15 protein-coding genes are annotated in these 18,023 nt (G+C 71.0%); 6 read left to right on the top strand and 9 right to left on the bottom strand.

Annotated features, from left to right (window positions below; all coding sequences use genetic code 11):
* Window positions 1–471: 471 nt before the first annotated feature.
* On the bottom strand, window positions 472–666 hold the full coding sequence (locus OG199_RS27355; protein ID WP_054231893.1) for a hypothetical protein: 195 nt from the start codon (window positions 664–666) through the stop codon (window positions 472–474).
* 634 nt (window positions 667–1,300) lie between these two features.
* Here OG199_RS27355 and OG199_RS27350 point away from each other — a divergent pair.
* Window positions 1,301–2,497: an acyltransferase family protein gene (locus OG199_RS27350; protein WP_405831724.1), complete on the top strand. Its 1,197-nt coding sequence runs from the start codon at window positions 1,301–1,303 to the stop codon at window positions 2,495–2,497.
* 11 nt (window positions 2,498–2,508) lie between these two features.
* On the opposite strand, the gene OG199_RS27345 is transcribed toward OG199_RS27350, so the two are convergent.
* Together OG199_RS27345 and OG199_RS27340 are read right to left on the bottom strand one after the other, a co-directional pair.
* Window positions 2,509–2,964, bottom strand: a complete 456-nt coding sequence (locus tag OG199_RS27345) for an HD domain-containing protein (protein ID WP_356809374.1) — start codon at window positions 2,962–2,964, stop codon at window positions 2,509–2,511.
* Window positions 2,965–3,087: 123 nt separating this feature from the next.
* Entirely contained in the window at window positions 3,088–4,266 is a 1,179-nt protein-coding gene (locus tag OG199_RS27340; RefSeq protein WP_266699186.1) for a PP2C family protein-serine/threonine phosphatase, read from the bottom strand.
* A gap of 197 nt (window positions 4,267–4,463) precedes the next feature.
* On the opposite strand from OG199_RS27340, the gene OG199_RS27335 reads away from it, so the two are divergent.
* Entirely contained in the window at window positions 4,464–5,693 is a 1,230-nt protein-coding gene (locus OG199_RS27335; RefSeq protein ID WP_356809373.1) for a GNAT family N-acetyltransferase, read from the top strand.
* Window positions 5,694–5,849: 156 nt separating this feature from the next.
* Here OG199_RS27335 and OG199_RS27330 read toward each other — a convergent pair whose 3' ends face one another.
* Both OG199_RS27330 and OG199_RS27325 read right to left on the bottom strand, forming a co-directional pair.
* Window positions 5,850–6,662: an Fpg/Nei family DNA glycosylase gene (locus OG199_RS27330; RefSeq protein ID WP_405831722.1), complete on the bottom strand. Its 813-nt coding sequence runs from the start codon at window positions 6,660–6,662 to the stop codon at window positions 5,850–5,852.
* A gap of 224 nt (window positions 6,663–6,886) precedes the next feature.
* A complete protein-coding gene (locus OG199_RS27325) occupies window positions 6,887–7,372 on the bottom strand; it encodes a ribose-5-phosphate isomerase (RefSeq protein ID WP_356800877.1) in 486 nt (161 codons plus the stop codon).
* 272 nt (window positions 7,373–7,644) lie between these two features.
* On the opposite strand from OG199_RS27325, the gene OG199_RS27320 reads away from it, so the two are divergent.
* On the top strand, window positions 7,645–9,126 hold the full coding sequence (locus OG199_RS27320; RefSeq protein WP_356800878.1) for an amino acid permease: 1,482 nt from the start codon (window positions 7,645–7,647) through the stop codon (window positions 9,124–9,126).
* A 72-nt stretch (window positions 9,127–9,198) separates the two neighbouring features.
* Here the strand turns inward: OG199_RS27320 and OG199_RS27315 are convergent, their stop codons facing one another.
* Window positions 9,199–11,448 (bottom strand): protein kinase domain-containing protein, encoded by a 2,250-nt coding sequence (locus tag OG199_RS27315; protein WP_405831719.1) that lies wholly within the window; start codon window positions 11,446–11,448, stop codon window positions 9,199–9,201.
* 232 nt (window positions 11,449–11,680) lie between these two features.
* Here OG199_RS27315 and OG199_RS27310 point away from each other — a divergent pair, with 232 nt between their 5' ends.
* On the top strand, window positions 11,681–12,403 hold the full coding sequence (locus OG199_RS27310) for a hypothetical protein (protein WP_405831718.1): 723 nt from the start codon (window positions 11,681–11,683) through the stop codon (window positions 12,401–12,403).
* 152 nt (window positions 12,404–12,555) lie between these two features.
* Here OG199_RS27310 and OG199_RS27305 read toward each other — a convergent pair whose 3' ends face one another.
* A complete protein-coding gene (locus OG199_RS27305; RefSeq protein WP_351717468.1) occupies window positions 12,556–13,149 on the bottom strand; it encodes a biotin transporter BioY in 594 nt (197 codons plus the stop codon).
* A 423-nt stretch (window positions 13,150–13,572) separates the two neighbouring features.
* Between OG199_RS27305 and OG199_RS27300 the strand changes: the two genes are divergently transcribed.
* A complete protein-coding gene (locus OG199_RS27300) occupies window positions 13,573–14,961 on the top strand; it encodes an amino acid permease (RefSeq protein WP_405831716.1) in 1,389 nt (462 codons plus the stop codon).
* Window positions 14,962–15,092: 131 nt separating this feature from the next.
* On the top strand, window positions 15,093–15,734 hold the full coding sequence (locus tag OG199_RS27295) for a superoxide dismutase (protein ID WP_356800882.1): 642 nt from the start codon (window positions 15,093–15,095) through the stop codon (window positions 15,732–15,734).
* Window positions 15,735–15,847: 113 nt separating this feature from the next.
* Here OG199_RS27295 and OG199_RS27290 read toward each other — a convergent pair whose 3' ends face one another.
* Together OG199_RS27290 and OG199_RS27285 are read right to left on the bottom strand one after the other, a co-directional pair.
* Window positions 15,848–16,504, bottom strand: coding sequence for a histidine phosphatase family protein (locus tag OG199_RS27290; protein WP_356800883.1), 657 nt, complete (start codon window positions 16,502–16,504; stop codon window positions 15,848–15,850).
* Entirely contained in the window at window positions 16,501–18,003 is a 1,503-nt protein-coding gene (locus tag OG199_RS27285; RefSeq protein WP_405831713.1) for an FGGY-family carbohydrate kinase, read from the bottom strand. Before OG199_RS27285 ends, OG199_RS27290 begins: the two co-directional genes overlap by 4 nt.
* Window positions 18,004–18,023: the final 20 nt, after the last annotated feature.

Genomic DNA, 18,023 nt, shown 5'->3' with positions numbered 1-18,023 from the left:
CATTTTTCTCACATAGAGTCAAATCCCACTATAGTCACCCATTCGGGTGTCGCAACTGGGCTTGTCGCTCAGGCATTTCCTGCCCGGGGCGCGGCACCCAGGGGGCGCGAGGGCAGGAGTCGAGTGGCGTTCTCCCCCGCCCGGTCCCGGTCGCCTTCGGGGTTGCCGCAGTCCGCGGCGTGGCCGGCCAGTCCGCGCCGCGGACTCCACGAAGGGCCGAGCACGGCGCGGACCGGCGCGAAGGGGTGAGCGCGGCGCGGACGGCGTGAAGGCTCGCGCGCTCGGCGCACTACAGCGTGAAAGGTTGCGCACTCCGTGCGGGCGGCGCGGCGCGGTCACCGCGGGAGTGCCGGGGTGCGGTGGCCGCGCATCCGGCGAGCAGGGGTGACCGAGGGCACGGCCGTCGGTGTCCGCGGCCGTCGCGTGCGGGCCGGGCCGCGGCCGGGCCTGGATCAGGCAGGACCCGTCCGGTCAGAAGCTGATCGAGTTGATGGTCTGCGCTATCGAGTCGAGGAACCGTTGGATGGACGGAGCCATGCCGGTCGACGCGAGGAAGAAGCCGAAGAGCACCGCGACGATCGCGGGCCCCGCCTTGATCGATCCTCCCCGGATCAACACCACGAGGATGATCGCCAACAGCAGTACCACTGACAGCGAGATGGCCACAACTGATCACACCCTACGGTCGGTTCGCTCTCCCGGCCCGGGGATGCAACCCCTCACACCCCCGCCAGAACCATCGTGCCACCAACGCGGCTTCCGTATGCCGCAGGTGACACATCATCGGTCGCGAACCCGTGGAGCCCGCTCACCGGCAGCCTTCCGGGAGGAGTGAACTGCACCGCCCCGCAGCGTAATTCGAGGCCGTCCCGGTCAGGAAATTCAGCAGGACCGTTGCTGTGTCCACACATCTCGTTCGCAGGCAATTCGAATTGTTGCCACAGGCACATCGAGGAGGCCGCGCGTCGGTCGCCAACAGGCCACTAAAGACTAATGAACCGGACATATCACCAGAGTCGCCCGCGAACCTAATGCACCATTTAGTCATGAAGAATGTTGACAGAACGTCCGCGCAACCGCCCCCTACGGTAAGCGAATCGGTATGCGGATCCGCTTGCGAACCAACAGGCACACATCTTCAAATACGGGGTACTCGCAGCCCATATGCAGGAATGACGTCGAGGGTTTTACGAAGACACACATACGACGCTAGGGTGCCTCAGATGTTCCACGCCGCCTCGCCCCCCGCCAGCGCAGCAACGTTCCGGACCGTCTCCCTCCGCGCCTGGTGGGAGGGTCTGTGACGAACTCACTCCGACCGAACGGCCGGCAGCGGGCACCGCTCCCCCCGGCACAGCAGCCGGCCCGGGGAGTGCCGGGTCCGCGCTCCCCACGGGATCAGTCCGCGCAGCACGCCACGACGGGAACGTCCGAGGCCGCCGCCCCGGCCGCGAAACCCGCGGCGCAGCGCGACGCCTTCTTCGACAACGCCAAGTACCTGGCGATCGTGCTCGTGGCCATGGGTCACGCCTGGGAGCCCCTGAAGGGCCAGAGCCGCATCCTGGAGGCGGTGTACACGGTCGTGTACTCCTTCCACATGCCGGCCTTCATCATCATCTCCGGCTACTTCTCGCGCAGTTTCGACATGCGCCCCGACCGTCTGAAGCGGCTGGTGACCGGCGTCGCCGTCCCCTATGTCGTCTTCGAGGTGTCGTACGTCCTCTTCAAGCGCTGGGCAGACGGCGACACGTCGCTGCCGATCAGCCTGCTCGACCCGTGGTACCTCACCTGGTTCCTGTGCGCGCTGTTCATCTGGCGGCTGACCACCCCCCTGTGGAAGATGGTGCGTTGGCCGCTCCCGGTCGCGCTCGTCGTCGCCATGCTGGCGTCCGTCTCACCGGACATCGGTGACGACCTCGACCTGCAGCGCGTGCTCCAGTTCCTCCCGTTCTTCGTGCTGGGCCTGATCATGAAGCCCGAGCACTTCCAGCTGGCTCGCCGCCGTGAGGTGCGGATCCTGTCGGTGCCGGTGTTCGCCGCCGCGCTCGCGGTGGGCTGGTGGGCGGTGCCGCGGATGAACACCGCCTGGTTCTACCACCGCGACAGCGCGCAGGAACTCGGCGTCCCGTGGTGGGTGGGCCCGGTGATGGTGTTCGCCCTGTTCGGCTGCTCGCTGCTGCTCACCGCGTGCTTCTTCTCCTGGGTGCCGCGCCGCCGGACGTGGTTCACGGCGCTCGGCGCGGGCACGCTGTACGGCTATCTGCTGCACGGCTTCCTGGTCAAGGCCGGCACCTACTGGGGCTGGTTCGACCACGCGTGGATGCACAGGCCGCTCGGCGAGATCTTCGTGACCCTGGTCGCGGCCACGGCCGTCACCCTGCTGTGCACGGCACCCGTCCGCCGGGTCTTCCGCTTCGCGATGGAGCCCAGCATGGACTGGGCCTTCAAACGGGACGCGACGGAACTGGCCCGCGAACGGGCCAGGGCCAAAGCCTAGGTACGCCGGACTCAGTTCGGGGGCAGGCCCAGCAGGGCCCGCATGGCGGCGTACTTCTTCGTGAGCCGTGCGCGCGTGTGCTCGTCGAGGACCGCGAGGCGGGCCGGGTCACCGTTGTGCGCCAGGTCCGAGGCCTTGACCAGGAGGGCCCCCGGAGTCGTACGGATGCGCTTCGCGTACGCCTCCGGGGCCTCTCCCTCACGTTTGGTGAGCGCCAGCACGATGTCCCGCGTACGAGCGGGCAGCGCGGCCTCGCGCAGCCACTCCTCGGAGAGCACGTCGTCCTCGACGGCGTCGTGCAGCCAGGCCGCCGCCATCTGTTCGTCGTCGCCGCCACGCTCGCGCACCCCGTCCGCGACGGCCTGCAGGTGCTCGGCGTACGGCCGCCCCGCCTTGTCGGTCTGGGCGGAGTGCGCCGCACGGGCGAGGGCCTCTATCTCGGCCAGGGTCAGGAGAGTCTGCGTCACCCCTCCAGTGTCTCCCGTCGCAGGGCCGCGCGGGCCGGGACCGCCCCCACCGTGGCACCGAGCTCGGTGATCGACGTGGCGGAGCGCCCGCACGGCGTCGCGGAACGCCCTCGGGGAGAAAAGTCAGCGCGCCGGGGCGGGGGCGGGGGCTTCCCGGCAGATCAGCAGGAGCGCCCTGTCGTCGTTCACGTCCTTGGCCACCGCCTCGATGAGGTGCCAGGCGGCGCCGTGGAAGCCGCCGGCGACATAGCGGTCGGCCTCACCGGTGAGGCGGTCGATGCCCTCGACGATGTCGCGGTCGGAGGTCTCCACCAGACCGTCCGTGAAGAGCATGAGGACGTCACCGGGCCGCAGCGAACCCTTGACGGGGTCGAACTGGGCACCGTCGTAGACCCCGAGCAGCGGACCCTCGGCCGCCTTCTCCTCCCAGCGACCGCTGCCCGCGCTGAGCTGCAGCCCCGGTGGATGTCCGGCGGAGAAGAGTTCGTAGTCGCCGGAGTCGAGGTCGAGGACCAGGTGGATGGAGGTGGCGAAGCCCTCGTCCCAGTCCTGACGCAGCAGGTAGCCGTTGGCCGCGGTGAGGAAGGCGTGCGGGGGGAGCGAGCCCAGCAGGCCGCCGAAGGCGCCGGACAGGAGCAGCGCCCGCGAACCCGCGTCCATGCCCTTGCCCGACACGTCCGTGAGGACGACTTCCAGGGTCCGGCCGCCGTTCGTACGGGCCGCGACCACGAAGTCACCCGAGAAGGACTGGCCGCCGGCCGGGCGCAGCGCCATCTCACGGTGCCAGCCCAGCGGCAGCTTCGGCAGCTTGCTCTGGACCCGGATGCGCTCGCGCAGGTCGAAGAGCATGGTGCCGCCGCGGCGCCAGGGCACACCCACGCGGCTGCGGAACTGCGCGATCAGCAGACCGAAGAAGCCGCAGGCCGCGACGACCAGGACCACACCGGGGGTCACCCGGGACGGGCCCTCCGTGTACGGGCCGAGTTTCACGGACTCCACTATCAGCGCGGTGGCGGCGGCCGCGTAGAGACCCAGCAGGCTCGCGGGGCGCAGCAGGAGGCCGCCCGCCACGATCGGGAGGACCAGCGCGGCCGGTGAGCACCAGACCGAGTTGACCAGCGTGGTCGCGGCGATCAGCGGGATCGTGAGCAGCAGGCCGGCCAGGGCGATCCAGTCGGACCCGTCCCCGCGGAAGTAGTCCACGGCGGATCTGCGCAGGCCGGTGCGGGCCCGGTGCCACTGCTTCTTCAACCGGGCCGTGAACGTCTCGGCCGCCGCGCGCCGCCCTCGTCCTGCTGCCATTAGTTCGGGACCCTATCCATCGGACCAGGTGCTTGGCACGGGAGGTCCCACTTGTCCCCCGTCCGAGCGCTCAACATCACAGTGAACTGCACAGTGAACTGCACGGCGAGCCTCATGGAGAAGGTCACGGCGGGCACTCCCCGCGGCCGGTGGAAAATTCTCTCGCCCGTACCGCACCGCCCTGGTAGGCATGGCGCATGACGACTGACTTGCGGGTGCTGCGGCAGCCCGAGTGGGATGCGTGGTACGACAACCTGGTTCGCGCGTTCGGGGGCGTGCCGGAGTCGTCCGAGGAGCGCGAGCTGTGGAACGAGCTCACAGAGTACGACCGTTCCCTGGGAATCTGGGAGGGCGACCAGTGCGTGGGCACCGCGGGGGCGTTCTCCTTCCGGGTCACGGTCCCCGGCGGCGCCTCCGTACCGGCCGCGGGCATCACGATGGTGAGCGTCGCGGCCACGCACCGGCGGCGCGGGCTGCTGACGTCGATGATGCGGCGGCAGCTGGACGACATCCACTCCTGGGGTGAGCCGCTCGCCGTCCTGACCGCGTCGGAGCCGGCGATCTACGGCCGGTTCGGCTACGGCATCGCGACGCACCAGCACAGCGCCGAGATCGACACGACCCGGGTACGGCTGTCCGTACCGCCCGGCACCGATGACGTACGTCTGCGGTTCGCCGCGCCCGCCGATGTCCTCGACGTCTGTGAGTCGGTGTACGCACGGTCGGTCCCGGGGCGGCCGGGGATGCTGGCGCGGCGGCCCGGCTGGGAGCGGGTGACGGTGCTCGACCCGGAGAGCGAGCGGGACGGGGCGTCGCCCTTGCAGTGCGTGGTCGCCGAGCGGGACGGCGAGACGGTCGGCTACGCCCGGTACCGGATCAAACCGGACCACGACCACACCGGGCCCAGGGCCACCGTCGTCCTCCACGACCTCCAGGCCCTGGACCCGGCGGCGGACGCCGCGTTGTGGCGGCTGCTCTTCGACCTCGACCTGACGACGACGCTGCGCACCCGGGGGCGTCCGGTGGACGAGTCGTGGCACCACATGGTGTCCGACATCCGGCGCTGCGCCGTGCGGTTGCGGGACGCGTTGCATGTACGGCTCGTCGATGTCGACGCCGCGCTGGAGGCGCGCACGTACCAGGCGCCGGTGGACCTGGTGTTCGAGGTCGAGGACGCGTTCTGCCCCTGGAACGAGGGGCGTTGGCGGCTCACCGGTGACGCGAAGGGGGCCTCCTGCGTGCCGACCCGGGAGCCCGCCGATCTCGCGCTGTCCGTACGGGAGTTGGGGGCGGCGTATCTCGGCGGCGTGTCGCTGGTGTCGCTCGGGGCGGCCGGGCGGGTGCGGGAGCTGCGGCAGGGGGCGTTGGCGGAGGCCTCGGTGGCCTTCTCGTCGGCGGTCGCGCCGTGGCTGCCGCACGGGTTCTAGGGCCGCGACAGGAGACGTTCGCCCCGCCGGGGCACCGGGCGGGTTGCGGAAGTCCCGCCTGCCTCGCGACGCCTGGCACGCCCTGGGAGCGATTCGGAGCCGGGGCGCCGGCTCCGGGCCCGGGTCACGAGCCGGGGCGCCGGCTCCGGACGCGGGTCACCTGTGCTGGCAGTTCGGGCACCAGAAGAGGTTGCGGGCGGCGAGACCGGCGGTGCGGATCTCGCCGCCACAGATGTGGCAGGGCAGGTTCGCCCTGCGGTACACGTAGACCTCGCCGCCGTGGTCGTCCACCCGGGGTGGGCGGCCCATGACCTCGGGGGCGTGTGCCGGACGCACCGTGTCGATGCGGTTGTTGCGTACGCCCTCGCGCATCAGGTCCACGAGGTCGGCCCAGACCGCGTCCCACTCGGCGGGAGTGATGTCCCTGCCCGCGCGATACGGGTCGATGCCGTGCCGGAAGAGGACCTCGGCGCGGTAGACGTTGCCCACACCCGCGATGATCTTCTGGTCCATGAGGAGCGCGGCGATCGTCGTGCGGCTGCGGGAGATACGGTGGTAGGCCGCCGACGGGTCGGCGTCGGGGCGCAGGGGGTCCGGGCCGAGGCGGCCGTGTATCGCCCGCTTCTCGTCGTCCGTGATCAGGGCGCAGGTCGTCGGGCCCCGGAGGTCGACGTACGTCGTGGGGTTCGCGAGGCGGAGGCGGACCGTGTCCGTGGGGGGCGGGGCGGGGGCGCCGCCGAAGTTCACCTTGCCGAAGAGGCCCAGGTGGATGTGGATCCACTCGGAGGCGCGGAAGCCGAGGAAGAGGTGTTTGCCGTGGGCGTCGGCGGATTCCAGGGGGGTGCCGTCGAGGAGGGCGGCGGCGTCCGCGAACTTGCCCTGGGGGCTGGTGACGCGGGTGGGGGTGCCGTCGGTGAAGGCCGCCGCGTAGTCCTCGGCGAGCCGGTGGATCGTGTGCCCCTCGGGCACGGGGTCCTCCTGGTGGTGTGCGCCTGACGAACTGGGCGGGGGCCTTTTCTCGCCCCCGCCGCACCTACCCGACCCATCGCGTACCTGGGGGCTCCGCCCTCAGACCCCCGCAAGGGGCTGCCGCCCCCTGGACCCCCGCATCGCCCGAAGGGCTCGTCCTCGAACGCCGGACGGGCTGGGGGTGCGGACCCGCGCTGGATGGTTCCGGTCGGCGTTCGAAGGGGCTACGCCTGCGGGTGGTGGGGCGGGATCGGCGGGAGTTCGCCCGTGGCCTCGTACGCGGAGAGCATGTCGATGCGGCGGACGTGGCGGTCCACGCCGGAGAACGGGGTGTTGAGGAAGGTCTCGACGAACTTGGTCGCCTCCTCCTCGGAGTGCATCCGGGCGCCCACGGAGACGACGTTGGCGTTGTTGTGCTCGCGCCCCAGCTCCGCCGTCTCCTGGCTCCAGGCGAGCACGGCGCGGACGCCGGCCACCTTGTTCGCCGCGATCTGCTCGCCGTTGCCGGAACCGCCGATCACGATGCCGAGGGCATCGGGGTCGGCCGCCGTGCGCTCCGCGGCACGGAGGCAGAACGGCGGGTAGTCGTCCTCAGCGTCGTAGACGAGGGGCCCGCAGTCCACGGGTTCGTGGCCGGCCTCCTTGAGCCACTCCACGAGGTGGTTCTTGAGTTCGAAACCAGCATGATCGGAGCCGAGATACACGCGCATGGTCCGAGTGTGACACGGCTGTTTCGGATCGGCCTCGCCGGGTGCCGCGAGGGAAAACTGTGAGCAAGGCTACAAAACCTCAAGAAAACCTCAAGTAACGATCCGGATTCAAAGGTTCACGAATTCCTTTGCCTCCGATTCACTGGACCGGCTCGTACACCGCTCGTACGAGTCCCGTACACCGCTCGTACGGGAAGTACGAGAAGTCCGAGCAGTTCACCCCCAACGGAAGTACGGGAAATCCGCTCACCGGCGCAAAGGAATCCCCCCTCATGACCTCGCAGCCGACCCCCACGAAGGCCGCCGACGGCCCCGGAGGCCCCGGAGAACCCGGCTCGGGCCTCCAGGCCGGGCTCAAGAACCGTCATCTGACCATGATCGCCATCGGTGGCGTCATCGGAGCGGGCCTCTTCGTGGGCTCCAGTTCCGGTATCGCCACCGCCGGACCGGGCATCCTGCTCTCCTACGCCCTCGTCGGCACGCTCGTGGTGCTGGTGATGCGGATGCTGGGCGAGATGTCCGCCGCCAACCCGACCTCCGGTTCGTTCTCCGCCCACGCCGACCGCGCGCTCGGGCGCTGGGCCGGTTTCTCGATCGGCTGGCTGTACTGGTTCTTCTGGGTGGTCGTCCTGGCCGTCGAGGCGACGGCGGGCGCCACGATCCTCGAAGGCTGGGTCCCCGCCGTGCCGCAGTGGGGCTGGGCGCTCATCGTGATGATCGTGCTCACCGCGACCAACCTGGTCTCGGTCGGCTCGTACGGTGAGTTCGAGTTCTGGTTCGCCGGGATCAAGGTCGTGGCGATCGGCGCGTTCATCGTCGTCGGCGGCCTCGCGATCTTCGGCGTGCTGCCCGGCGTCGACGCCGAGAAGGCGGGGCTGGGGAACCTGACCGACCACGGCGGCTTCCTGCCGCACGGCCCCGGCGCGATCCTCACCGGTGTGCTCCTGGTCGTCTTCTCCTTCATGGGCAGCGAGATCGCGACCCTCGCCGCCGGCGAGTCCGAGAACCCCCAGCGGGCGGTCACCAAGTCCACCAACAGCATCATCTGGCGGATCGGTGTCTTCTACCTCGGTTCGATCCTGGTCGTCGTCGCCCTGCTGCCCTGGAACGACCCGTCCATCAAGGACAAGGGCTCGTACGTCGCCGCCCTCGACTCCCTCGGCATCGCGCACGCCGGTCAGATCATGAACTTCATCGTGCTGACGTCCGTGCTGTCCTGTCTCAACTCCGGCCTCTACACGGCCTCGCGGATGGCCTTCTCGCTCGGTGAGCGCGGGGACGCGCCCAAGGTCTTCGCGAAGACCACCTCGCGCGGTGTGCCGCTGGCCGCGATCGTCGTCTCGGTCGTCTTCGGCTTCGTCGCCGTCTTCTTCAACTACAAGTTCCCGGACTCGGTCTTCCTCTTCCTGGTCAACTCCTCCGGCGCGGTCGCCCTCTTCGTCTGGCTGGTCATCTGCTTCTCGCAGCTGCGGATGCGGAAGATCATCGAGCGCGAGTCCCCGGAGAAGCTGGTCGTCAAGATGTGGCTGTACCCGTACCTGACCTGGGCCACGGCCGCGCTGATCGTCTTCGTCCTCGGCTACATGCTGACCGACACCGAGCACGACGGACGCGAGACCGTGCTGCTGTCGCTGCTCGTCGCCGCCGTGGTGGTGGCCATCGCGGTGGTCAGGCAGCGGATGCGCGGCGGCGGTGCCGCCGCGGAGACCGCGAGCGCGCCGGTGCCGGTCGAGGCCTCGTCCGAGGCCCGCTGAGCACCGCGGATCCGACGAGGGCGGGGCCCGGCGGCAGTGCCGCCGGGCCCCGCCCCTTTTTCGCGCGGCCGCTCACAGCGGTGTGAAGCTCTTCCTGACCTCGTCGTAGACGCGCAGCGCGGGGGCCTCGATGTCCGGGTGGTACCAGGTGCTGATCTCGTACGACGTGCCCCCGGACCGGAAGCCCAGCAGCCGCACGTCCCAGAGCCGGCCCTTGGCCATGACGGTGTACTCCCACGCGACCGCGGGCTCCCCGCGGAACGTCGTCCGCTCCAGCCGGATCCGCCGGTAGTCCAGCCCCTTGCCGGTGTCCCCCTCCGCCTGCTCCCACTGCGTCAGCAGGTCGCCCTTGGCCGGGGTCGCGTTGGCCACGATCTCCTGCGCGCTGTCGGGCGAGGTGTAGTGCACCTCGGAGCCGCTCTGCGCCACCCGCTGCCAGCCCGGCGGCGGGACCCAGGCGTACAGCCCGGCCTCCTTGCGGGCCCCGGCGGGCAGGCTCGGCGGACGCGACGTCCCGTCGACGGTGGGGAGAGGGGAGGACGGTCCACCGGATGCCGCCGGTGAGCTGGACGCGGACGGTGACGACGCCGCCGCGCCGCCGGTGCCGTGGGAGGACCCTCCGTGCGCCGCGATCACGATCGCCGCGGCGACTCCCGCGACCACCACTCCGCCGGCGGCGGCGAGTGCCGTCCGGCGTCCGCGGTTGCCCGGAGCCGACGGCACCACGGGGCCGGGGGATTCACCGGGCGGCATGCGTACGGGGGCGGGGCGGTGAGCGGTGGGGTGCGAGGCGAGGGTGGAGAGCGACGAAGAGGCGGAAGGGGGTGAGGGGACAGAGGTGGCAGGGGCCGAGGGGATTTCCGAGCGGAACTGGGAGTGCAGCTCGGTGGGGGTCTCGGTGGAGGCGTTGGAGGTGGGAGTGGAGGGGGTGGCGAGAGGGGGGACAGGAGACTCCGGCGGTTCGGGTTCCTCGGCCGGGGACTCGCCGGGGTCGGGCGGGTACTTCCGCGTCGGGGTGTAGCGCGGGGGGATGGCGTCCTGCACGGGGGCGAGCTCGGGATCGGGGTCGGACCCGCGGTCAGGATCGGGGTCGGGGTCGGACCCGCGCCGGTGATCGGGGGCAGGTTCAGCCTCGCGCGCCGGATCGGGTTCGGGTTCCGGTCCCGAGTCCGGGTCAGGGCCGAGGGCCGGGTCGGGCACGGGTGCGTATTCCTCGTCCGGCGCCTGATCCTGGTCCGGCTCCCGGTCCTGCCCTCGCCCTCGCTCCCGCGCCCGCGCCTGCGCCCGCGCCGACGTCACCTCCGGCTTCGGCTCCGGCTCCGGCTCTGATTCCGGTTCCGGCTCCGCTCGTGGTGGACGGCGTCGTGCCTCTCGTATCAGCTGAGGGTCCAGGAACACCGGTGTGGGGGACTCCTCGTAGACCGGGAGAACGGAGGGTCCGGCCTCCGTTCCCCCGGAGAGTGCGGCGCCGCCCGGCGCGACTCCTCCCTCCCGTCCTCCCTCCGAGGAACCCGGGCTCGGATCCGGCCGCGGTCGCGGCTCCCGCGTCGGCGTCGGCGTCGGCGTCGGCGTCGGGAACGCGATCGGCCGCAACGCCGTCTCCAGCTCCTCAAGACCGGGCCGGGTCGACGGGTCCTTCTCCAGGAGCGCCGCCAGGACGTCCCTCAAGCCGCCCTCGACGGAAGGGAGTTCGGGCTCCTCGTAAAGGACGGCGTGCAGTGTCGCCAGGGTGGTCGAGCGGGAGAACGGGGAACGGCCGCCGAGGGCCGCGCAGAGCGTCGCCCCGAGGGACCACACGTCGGACGGCGGGCCCTGCGGGCGGCCGGAGATGCGCTCGGGCGCCATGTAGTCGGGGGAACCGACCAGCATCCCGACCATGGTGAGCGCCTCGGCGTCCTGCAACGCGGCGATACCGAAGTCGGTGAGGACGACACGCTGACCGCGCCGCTCGACCAGGACGTTGCCCGGCTTGATGTCCCGGTGCAGCACTCCCCCGGCGTGCACCTGGCGCAGGGCCGCGACGAGCCCGAGGCCGATACGGGCCGCGGTGCGCGGGGCGAGCGGGCCGTCCTCGACCACCACTTGTTCGAGTGAGCGGCCTGCGACCAGTTCCATCACGATCCACAGCCGCTCGCCCTCGTCCACGACGTCGTAGATCCGTACGACGTTGGGGTGGTCGATCCGAGCCGTGGCCCTGGCCTCGCGCAGCGTGCGTTCGCGGCGGGTGCGGGTGTCCTCCGGGTCGAGTCCGTCGATGCGCATTTCCTTGACGGCGACCTGCCGGTCGAGCACGCCGTCGGTGGCCCGCCACACCCGTCCCATTCCCCCCTGTCCAATACTCTCGGCCAGCCGATATCGGCCCGTCACCAATAATCCCGGAACACCGCCACTCGCATTCCCCGTCAATCTCCCGCACCCCCTCGACACTCGCCATAAACGTCCGCCACACAGGAAACACAATGGTCACACTTCATGCCGTACCAGCATAGTGCGGAGAAATCTTGTGGTACCTCTCCAAGTACTGCGAATTCAGGCGCAGCCAAGGGGGACGAACATGAGTTCTCGTCGCACGACGACCATCGCGGGATCGCTGCTCACGGCATCTTTCTCGGCCGTGATGATCCTTTCCTTCACCGCCGTCGCGGACGATCAGGGACCGGGGAGCAGCAAGGGGGGAAAGGCCGTGGATCCGGCGCCGGCAGGCGTGAAACCGACCACCGAACTGCCCGCGAAGATCTCGGTCGACAACAGTTCGCACAAAACGTCGATTACCGCCACCGTGAAGAACGAGGGGACCAAGGAAAGCGGTGCCATTCGGCTTTCGGTGGTCGGTTTCGACGGTTTGCACGTCAAAGGCGTTCAGGGGTGTTCCGCCATGGCGGACAAAGATCTCCCGAAAGGTTCGAACAGCGGTTTCGTGTGCGACGTCGGCAATCTCGCGGCCGGAAAGTCGAAATCGTACGCCGTCGACGCGACCTTCGATCTGAGCAGGAACGGAAAGATCTGTCTGCCGGTCCAGGACAGCGCCGGGAAGAAGACGTTCTGGCAGCAGGGCCCGGTGCCGTTCGGTGCGACGAACCCGTCGCCCAACGCGCCGACCACCCCACTGCTGCTCGACACCACCAACAAACCGGTGTCGCTCGGCGGCGACGAGTTGCCCAGGACCGGCGTCGGAAGTGATCTCCTGCCGCTCGGGGCTGTGGGGGCGGCACTCGTCTCGATGGGCGCGGCGGGGCTGTGGTGGTCCCAGCGGCGGCCTCGGCGGCAGCCGTCCTGACCTGAGGGGGCATCCGCGCGGACGCGGAATCGCAGAAACGCGGTGACACAGAAACGCGGAAGAGGCTCGCCGAATCGAAGGTCGCTGTGCGACCCGGCGAACCTCTTCCGCGGAACCACTGAACCGGGGCCCGTCATGTCAGGGCCGCGACGTCACTTCTTGTCGAGGAACTTCCACGCCGTGGGCAGCAGGCCCATCGCGAGTGCCGCCTTCAGGGCGTCGCCGATCAGGAACGGGGTGAGACCCGCCGCGACGGTCGCGCCGAGGGACATGCCGGTGGAGGCGCCCAGGTACGGGAGGCCGACCGCGTAGATGATCGCCTCGCCCAGCAGCATCGCACCGGCGGTGCGCAGTACCGAGCGGTCGGCGCCGCGGCGGGCGAGGGCGCCCACGGCGGCGGAGGCCAGGACCATGCCGAGGACGTAGCCGAGAGAGGGGGCCGCGAAGCCGGAGGCGCCGCCGGCGAACCAGGGCATGCCGGCCATGCCGACGAGCGCGTACACCAGGAGCGAGAGGAAGCCGCGGCCGGCGCCGAGGGCCGTGCCCACGAGGAGGGCGGCGAAGGTCTGGCCCGTCACCGGCACCGGGGAGCCCGGCACGGGGAGGGAGATCTGGGCGGCGATCCCGGTGAGCGCGGCGCCGCCGAGCACCAGGGCCGCGTCCCGGACGCGGGAGGCCGGGAGCAGGTCGGCGAGGACCTCGCCGGGGCGGATGCCTGTGCGGGACGTGACGGCAGCGGTGCTCATGGGGACTCCGGCGGGTGACAGGGGCTGCGGGACACGGTGACGCTATCCCAGGGGCCTTGAGTGGATCACCATCAGCGGTCGACAAAGCGGGGATCGGCGGCTTGGTGCACCTCTCACAAAAGTGCGGCCTACACCTGCCGGAGCGTGACACTGGTCACTGAGGTGGGATCGTTTCGGCTACGGAGTCGGGGTGAGCGTCCGCTGTAGGGTCCCGCCAAACCGCCGTGGCCCGACCCGAAGGCCTTCACGGCCCGTGTTCCACTCCGCGCCCCGGACCTCATCCGGGGCCGCCGGCCAGGTGACCGGACCGTCACCCTCCGCATCAATCGCGTCCGCATGGTGGGCACGGACTGCCCCGGAGTGGACGGGCCGCCCAGACTGTGGGCGTTTTGCCCCCTCGCACGTAAGGGACCACCCGCTCTCATGTCCCGCACCACCCTCGACGCCCCGCCCGGTACCCCGGCCGCCGGGGACGCCCCGCTCACCCACGGCCTCAAGCAGCGCCACCTGTCGATGATCGCCCTCGGTGGGGTGATCGGCGCGGGCCTGTTCGTCGGCTCCGGCGCCGGCATCGCCGCCGCCGGACCGTCGATCGTGATCGCGTACGCCGTCTCCGGTCTGCTCGTCATGCTGGTGATGCGGATGCTCGGCGAGATGTCGGCCGCCCACCCGTCCTCGGGCTCCTTCTCGGCACACGCGGAGCGGGCGATGGGCCCGTGGGCCGGCTTCACCGCCGGCTGGTCCTTCTGGGTGCTGCTGTGCACGGCCGTGGGCCTGGAGGGCATCGGCGCCGCGAAGATCGTCACCGGCTGGCTGCCGGATACGCCCGAGTGGGGCTGGGTCGCCCTCTTCATGGTGGTCTTCTGCGCCGCCAACCTCGCCGCCGTGAAGAACTTCGGCGAGTTCGAGTTCTGGTTCGCCGCGCTCAAGGTCGGCGCGATCGGCCTGTTCCTCGTCCTCGGCGTGCTGGCCATCGCCGGTGTGCTGCCCGGCACGGACTCCCCGGGCACGGCCAACCTGGCCGACTTCCTTCCGCACGGCAGCGAGGGGCTGGTCATCGGCCTGCTCGCGTCGGTCTTCGCCTACGGGGGCCTGGAGACGGTCACCATCGCGGCGGCCGAGTCGCAGGACCCGGTCCGGGGCGTCGCCCGCGCCGTCCGTACCGCGATGTGGCGCATCGCGCTCTTCTACATCGGCTCGATGGCGGTCATCGTCACGCTGGTGCCCTGGGACTCGAAGGCGGTCGTCGAGCAGGGCCCGTATGTCGCGGCCCTGGACCGGCTGGGTATCCCGGGCGCCGGCCAGCTGATGAACGTGGTCGTGCTGGTGGCGCTGCTCTCGGCGATGAACGCCAACATCTACGGCTCCTCGCGCATCGCCTACTCGCTGGTGCGGCGCGGCCAGGGCCCGAAGGCCCTCGGGAGGGTCTCGGCCGGGGTCCCGCGCGTCGCCGTGCTCGTCTCCTGCGTCTTCGGCTTCGCCTGCGTTCTGCTGAGCTACTGGCGGCCCGACGACGTCTTCCCCTGGCTGCTGAACATGATCGGCGCGGTGATCCTGGTCGTCTGGATCTTCATCGCGGTCTCCCAACTGCGGCTGCGCCGCACGGTGGAGCGCGAGGCGCCGGAGAAACTGGTCGTACGGATGTGGCTGTTCCCCGCGCTGACCTGGGTCGCGCTGGCCGGCATGGCCGCGATCTTCGTCCTGATGGCCCGGGAGCCCGACACCCGGGTGCAGCTGTACTCCACGGGCGGGATGACGCTGCTCCTGGCGGCCGTCGGGTACACCAGGCAGCGGATGCGCACCCGGAGCTGAGCCCCGCCCCACCCACCGCCGCCCGCGCGGCGCCCGCCGCTCCCGAAAAGCCCTCGTGCCCCGCACGAGGGCTTTTTGCTGCTAGCGTGTAATTGCAAGTTGATTGCAATAAGCCTGGAGGGGACCCCGCCATGCCCGTCTACACACTCCCTGAACTGCCGTACGACTACTCCGCACTCGCGCCCGTGATCAGTCCCGAGATCATCGAACTGCACCACGACAAGCACCACGCGGCGTACGTGAAGGGAGCCAACGACACCCTGGAACAGCTCGCGGAGGCACGCGACAAGGAGTCGTGGGGGGCGGTCAACGGCCTGGAGAAGAGCCTGGCCTTCCATCTGTCCGGCCACATCCTGCACAGCGTCTACTGGACGAACATGACCGGCAACGGCGGCGGTGAGCCGCTCGCCGCGGACGGCGTGGGCGACCTCGCGGACGCCCTCACCGAGTCGTTCGGCTCCTTCGCCGGGTTCAGGGCCCAGCTGACCAAGGCCGCCGCGACCACCCAGGGGTCCGGATGGGGTGTCCTCGCCTACGAGCCGCTGAGCGGGCGCCTCCTGGTCGAGCAGATCTACGACCACCAGGGCAACGTGGGCCAGGGCTCGGTGCCGATCCTGGTCTTCGACGCCTGGGAGCACGCCTTCTACCTGCAGTACAAGAACCAGAAGGTCGACTTCGTCGAGGCGATGTGGCAGGTCGTCGACTGGCAGGACGTGGCGCGCCGTCACGCCGCCGCGAAGGCCCGCGCGAATGTGCTGCTGCCGGCCCCCTGAGACGGCGGCGAGACGTCCTGCTCGTGATCGTCTTCTCACCCTTCACGCGGCAGGCGGAGAAACGGGGAGCCCCCGCGCGGACCGGCCGCACGGGGGCTCTCCCACGCCGTGGCTCACACGCACGGCACGTTGAGCGACAGCAGCGCGGCGGCCCCGTCCGTCATCCGGAGTTCGGTGAGCGCCGCGTTGCGCAACCGGGGGAAGACCCTGCGGTACTCGCCCAGCGGGATGCCGAGCAGCGAGCAGAGCACCAGCCGCAGCAGGGTGTTGTGGGCGACGACCAGGACGCGTTCGCCGCGGTGGGCCGCCGCGATGCGGCGCAGGGCCGCGGTGCCGCGGGCCGCCGCGGTCCGGGGATCCTCCGCCTCCGGGAAGGGGTAGGACACCGGGTCCGACCGGTACGCCTTCGCGCGGGCCGGGTTGTCGGCCTCGAACTCGGCGAGGGTACGGCCCTCCACGACGCCGAAGTCGCATTCGCGCAGGGTGGGTTCACGGTGTGCGGTGAGGCCGAGGGCCCGGCAGGCGGGGGCGGCGGTGGCGACGGCACGGGAGAGGGTCGACGTCCACACGGCGTCCACGGGATGGGCGGCGGCCCAGCGCCCGAGAGCCTCCGCCTGGGCGCGGCCCTCGTCCGTGAGGGCCACGTCGCTCACCCCGGCGTAGCGGTTCTCGGCGTGCCAGACGGTCTGGCCGTGCCGGGCCAGCAGCAGGGTCGCGCTCGCCGGAGTCCCGGGGCTCGTGGCGTCGTCGGTGGTGTGCGTCGTCCTCATGACCCCGCAGTATCCAGGTCGAGGCGGGCGTGTGCGTGCGCTGCGACGGGAGCGGGCAGCCAGCCGCGTTCTTCGAGTACGTCGACCAGGCGTGCGTAGGGGTCGGCGAACCGCGCCGTGCGGGCGGGGCGCGGGGTGAGGACCGTGCGGACGCGGACCATGGGTGCGGCGGCCTCCGCGAGGGTGGCCGCGCCTCCTGTGCCGTACGCGGCCAACACGGCCATGCCCAGGGCGGTTTCGGTCCGTTCGGGGACGCGGACGGGGCGGCCGAGGATGTCGGCGCGCAACTGGTTCCAGTACGGGCTGCGGGCGGCGCCGCCGGTGAGGGTGAGCGGGCCCTCCAGAGGGGCGCCCAGGTGGTGCAGATAGTCCAGGCAGAGGCGTTCGACGAGACCGACGCCCTGGAGGAGGGCGGCCCACAGGTCGGCGTCGGAGGTGGGGGTGCCGAGGACGAGGGGGACGGCGTCCGGGGCGAGGAAGGGAAAACGTTCGCCGGGTGAGACGAGCGGATAGGCGAGGACGGACGCGGGTTCGTGGGCGGCGGCGACCCGGTCCAGGGCGGCCGGGTCGGCTCCCGGGAAGGCCGCCCGCAACGCGCCTGCGCCGACACCCGAGGCCCCGCCCGGCAGCCAGCTTCCGTCTGGAGCGCGGTGGTTGTAGACCACTCCGGTGTCGTCCCGTACCGGGTGCCGGGCAACGCCCTTGAGCACGAGCGTCGTTCCGAGCACCGCGTTCCAGGAGCCCTCGCTCAGGGCGCCGGAGGCGATCTGGGCCGCGCAGCCGTCGGTGGTCCCGGCGATCACCGGTGTGCCGGCGGGGATGCCGGTCCGCTCGGCGGCCTCGGGGTGGACCGTCCCGAGGGCGCTGCCGGGGCGGACGACCTCGGGCAGCAGGTCGCCCGTCAGGCCGAGTCCGGCGAGGGCGGTGTACGGCCAGGTGTCGTGCTCCAGGTCGTAGGCCGTCTTCAGCGCGTGACCGGAGTCGGTGGGGGCCGGACGGCCCAGGAGGCGGGTGACGATCACGTCGGCCTGGTGGGCGATGCGGGCCGGCCCGTACTCCTCCACCAGCCACATCGCCTTCGGCAGCCCCCAGCCGTTCTGCACCCGCAGGCCCGCCCGCCTGGCCCGCCCGGCCTGCGCCGCCGCGCGACCGTCGTCGTACATCAGGCCGGGTGTCAGCGGGCGGCCCGAACCGTCGGTGAGCAGCACCGTGCCGGAGGTGGCGCACACCGCGAGGCCGCCGATCCGCGCCGCCGGGCGGCCGGCGAGCGCGGCCCGGGACGCGGCGCACACGGCGTCCCACCACTGCGCCGGGTCCTGTTCGTGCCGCACTCCGGCGCGCCGTCCGGCCAGCGGGGACGCGCCGCCGCCGAGGACCGTGCCGTCGCCCGTGACGAGCAGGGCGCGCACCCCCTGTGTGCCCAGGTCGATGCCCAGCCAGGCCGTGCCGTCACCCTCCACCGGTACCTCCCGCGCCGTCGCACCCCATCGGACCGTCACCCGAACGTACCCACTCCTCC

This window comes from Streptomyces sp. NBC_01176 (assembly GCF_045039825.1).
GTDB lineage: Bacteria > Actinomycetota > Actinomycetes > Streptomycetales > Streptomycetaceae > Streptomyces.
Note: the sequence above shows the minus strand (reverse complement) of the source record. Positions and strands in the feature narration are given on the sequence as shown.